A 2,548-nucleotide genomic window follows, 5' to 3' on the forward strand; every position below is an offset into this window, starting at 1 on the left:
TCCTTGCTACTCTTGATGATATGACAGAGAAAGCATTTGATGATCAGTGTACAGGCTGCAATCCAAGATATCCGCTTATAAGCGAGATTAAGCAGATGTATCTCAATGCCTACTATGGTAACAATAACGAAGCAGTTTAATGTAAAGGGGAGGTTTATTATGAAACTTGAAAATGTTCTTGTAAAGCGTCCGGGAAAAACAGTTTACAGAGATGGCAATAAGGTGATTAAATTATTTGATGCACAGTATTCTATGGCTGATATCCTGAATGAGGCTCTCAATCAGGCAAGAGTTATGGAAACAGGTCTTAATATACCTAAGCTGCATGGAGTAACTGAAATTGATGGAAAGACCGCTATTGTACTTGATTATATTGAAGGTAAAACTTTTGAGCAGATGATGAATGAACATCCTGAAAAGATGGATGAGCTTCTTGACAGATTTATAGCTATTCAGGCTGATGTGCATTCAAGAAAAGCTCCTATGCTTAACAGACAGTATGATAAGTTTTATAAGAAAATATCCGATTCCAGCTTTGATGCTACTACAAGATATGACTTACATTCACGACTTGATTCAATGAAGCGTCACGACAAGCTTTGCCATGGCGATTTCAACCCAAGTAATATAATCATAAATGACAAAGATGAAGTATATATCCTTGACTGGGCACATGCTACTCAGGGCAATGCTTCAGCAGATGTTGCAAGAACTTACTTACTCTTCTATTTAAGTGGAAGAGAAGAGTTTGCTGATAAGTATCTTAATCTTTTCTGTGAGAGAACTGATACAGCTAAGCAGTATGTTCAGAAGTGGCTTCCTATTGTTGCAGCTTCTCAGTCTGTAAAAGGAAATAAAGAAGAAGTTGGTCTTCTCAGCCGTTGGGTGAATGTAGTAGATTATATGTAAAAATTTTATTTATTTGAGGTGGTACCTTTTGGTATCACCTCTTTTATGTTTAAACAAAAAATGGTATAATATAACTCAAATTTGAGTTTAGTATAATAATTCCGGTAACTATTTATAGAAAGGGAGTATCAAAATGGAATACACTATAAATTTGATATGGGATAAGGAAGCGGGTGTGTGGGTTGCAACAAGCGAAGATGTAAAGGGACTGGTTTTAGAATCGGGTTCGCTGGATGCATTAATTGAACGTGTAAAAATTGCTATTCCTGAGCTTTTGGAACTTAATCAAAAGAATATTCGCAGAGCTAATATATACTTTAAATCTGAAAGATATGAAGAGGTTGTAGTATAATGGCGGAATATGAAAAGAAAGTTAGAGAAATATTAAAAAAACATGGCTGTTATCTAGTCAGACATGGAAAAGGTGACCATGAGATTTGGTTTAGTCCTATAGTTAATTGTAACGTTACAGTAGATGGAAAAATAAAATCGAGATATACAGCCAATGCTATAATGAAACAAAGTGGTATTAAATTCCATTTTTAAAACATATTTTGAAGAATAAGCATAGTACACAGGAGAATAGATTAAAATGGGACAGATAACAAGTATAAAAAAACAGACAGACAATAAGTTTTTAAATATTTATGAGCTTGAAAATGTGCATAAATCAGGCAGAAAAGGTAAATATTTTGTTGCATCAAGAGCAAAGGATATAGACAGCTTGAAGATTAGCAGTGGTAAAAATTTACCTGATGGAGTTATTATTTATGCACTGGCTGGCGAGAATAAGGACAAGGTAGTACTTATAAAGCAGTATAGATATCCTATTAATGACTATATATATGAGTTTCCGGCAGGACTTGTTGAAGAAGGCGAGGAGTATAGTGTAGCTGCTGAAAGAGAGATATTTGAAGAAACAGGAATGAAATTTAACCCACTTGAGGTACCGGAGGGTTATAACAGACCATTTTTTACAACAATTGGAATGACTGATGAATCCTGTTCTACTGTATTTGGTTACTGTGAAGGAGAGCCAAGCAGCGAAAATCAGGAGGACAGTGAAGAAATTGAGGTTGTATTGGCTGACAAGGCTGAGGTTAGAAGAATATTGAGAGAAGAAAAGATTGCCATAATGACAGCTTATATGCTCATGCATTTTGTAAAAGATGAAGAGCCTTTTGGCTTTTTGAAGGAGGATTAGGTTGAGCGTTTTTGAGATACTTGGACCTATAATGGTAGGTCCGTCAAGTTCACATACGGCAGGAGCCTGTAGGATAGGACTTATTACTGCAAAGCTTTTAGGAGAGAAGCCTGTTCAGGCGGAGATTGTGCTTTCAGGGTCATTTGCTGCTACAGGCAGGGGACATGGGACTGATAAGGCATTGGTTGCAGGACTTTTGGGCTTTGAACCTGATGATATGAGAATACCTGATAGTTTTGATATAGCTAAGGAATTAGGCTTTGATTTTGAATTTAAGAATAATGAAATAAAAGATGCACATCCAAATACTGCTGTTATTACAGCGGTAGGAGAAAAGGGAAGACAGGTGTGTGTTCAGGCATCTTCGATTGGTGGAGGAAGAATAAAGGTAAATAAAATAGATGGGATAGAGGTTAATTTTTCAGGAAGTCTGCC

At 36.2% G+C, this 2,548-nt stretch carries 5 protein-coding genes; all 5 read left to right on the top strand.

What is annotated here, in order from left to right; all coding sequences use genetic code 11:
- Positions 1-159 precede the first annotated feature (159 nt).
- The gene (locus tag ACTTKP_RS12160) at positions 160-909 is read left to right on the top strand and encodes a phosphotransferase family protein (protein WP_442554146.1); all 750 of its coding nucleotides are present in this window, start codon (positions 160-162) and stop codon (positions 907-909) included.
- A gap of 133 nt (positions 910-1,042) precedes the next feature.
- A complete protein-coding gene (locus ACTTKP_RS12165; RefSeq protein ID WP_442554147.1) occupies positions 1,043-1,261 on the top strand; it encodes a DUF1902 domain-containing protein in 219 nt (72 codons plus the stop codon).
- Entirely contained in the window at positions 1,261-1,455 is a 195-nt protein-coding gene (locus ACTTKP_RS12170; RefSeq protein WP_442554148.1) for a type II toxin-antitoxin system HicA family toxin, read from the top strand. Before ACTTKP_RS12165 ends, ACTTKP_RS12170 begins: the two co-directional genes overlap by 1 nt.
- 46 nt (positions 1,456-1,501) lie before the next feature.
- Entirely contained in the window at positions 1,502-2,113 is a 612-nt protein-coding gene (locus ACTTKP_RS12175; protein WP_442554149.1) for an NUDIX hydrolase, read from the top strand.
- A 1-nt stretch (position 2,114) separates the two neighbouring features.
- On the top strand, positions 2,115-2,548 hold a 434-nt coding region (sdaAB, locus tag ACTTKP_RS12180; RefSeq protein WP_442554150.1), incomplete at its 3' end, for an L-serine ammonia-lyase, iron-sulfur-dependent subunit beta.

The organism is Catonella sp. (genome assembly GCF_052169795.1).
In the GTDB taxonomy this organism is placed as follows: domain Bacteria; phylum Bacillota; class Clostridia; order Lachnospirales; family Lachnospiraceae; genus Catonella.

Excerpts from the sequence above, each read along its gene's own strand:
- ACTTKP_RS12170 (WP_442554148.1), top strand. The coding sequence starts at position 1,261 with ATGGCGGAATATGAAAAGAAAGTTAGAGAAATATTAAAAAAACATGGC.
- ACTTKP_RS12175 (WP_442554149.1), top strand. The coding sequence starts at position 1,502 with ATGGGACAGATAACAAGTATAAAAAAACAGACAGACAATAAGTTTTTA.
- ACTTKP_RS12165 (WP_442554147.1), top strand. The coding sequence starts at position 1,043 with ATGGAATACACTATAAATTTGATATGGGATAAGGAAGCGGGTGTGTGG.
- ACTTKP_RS12160 (WP_442554146.1), top strand. The coding sequence starts at position 160 with ATGAAACTTGAAAATGTTCTTGTAAAGCGTCCGGGAAAAACAGTTTAC.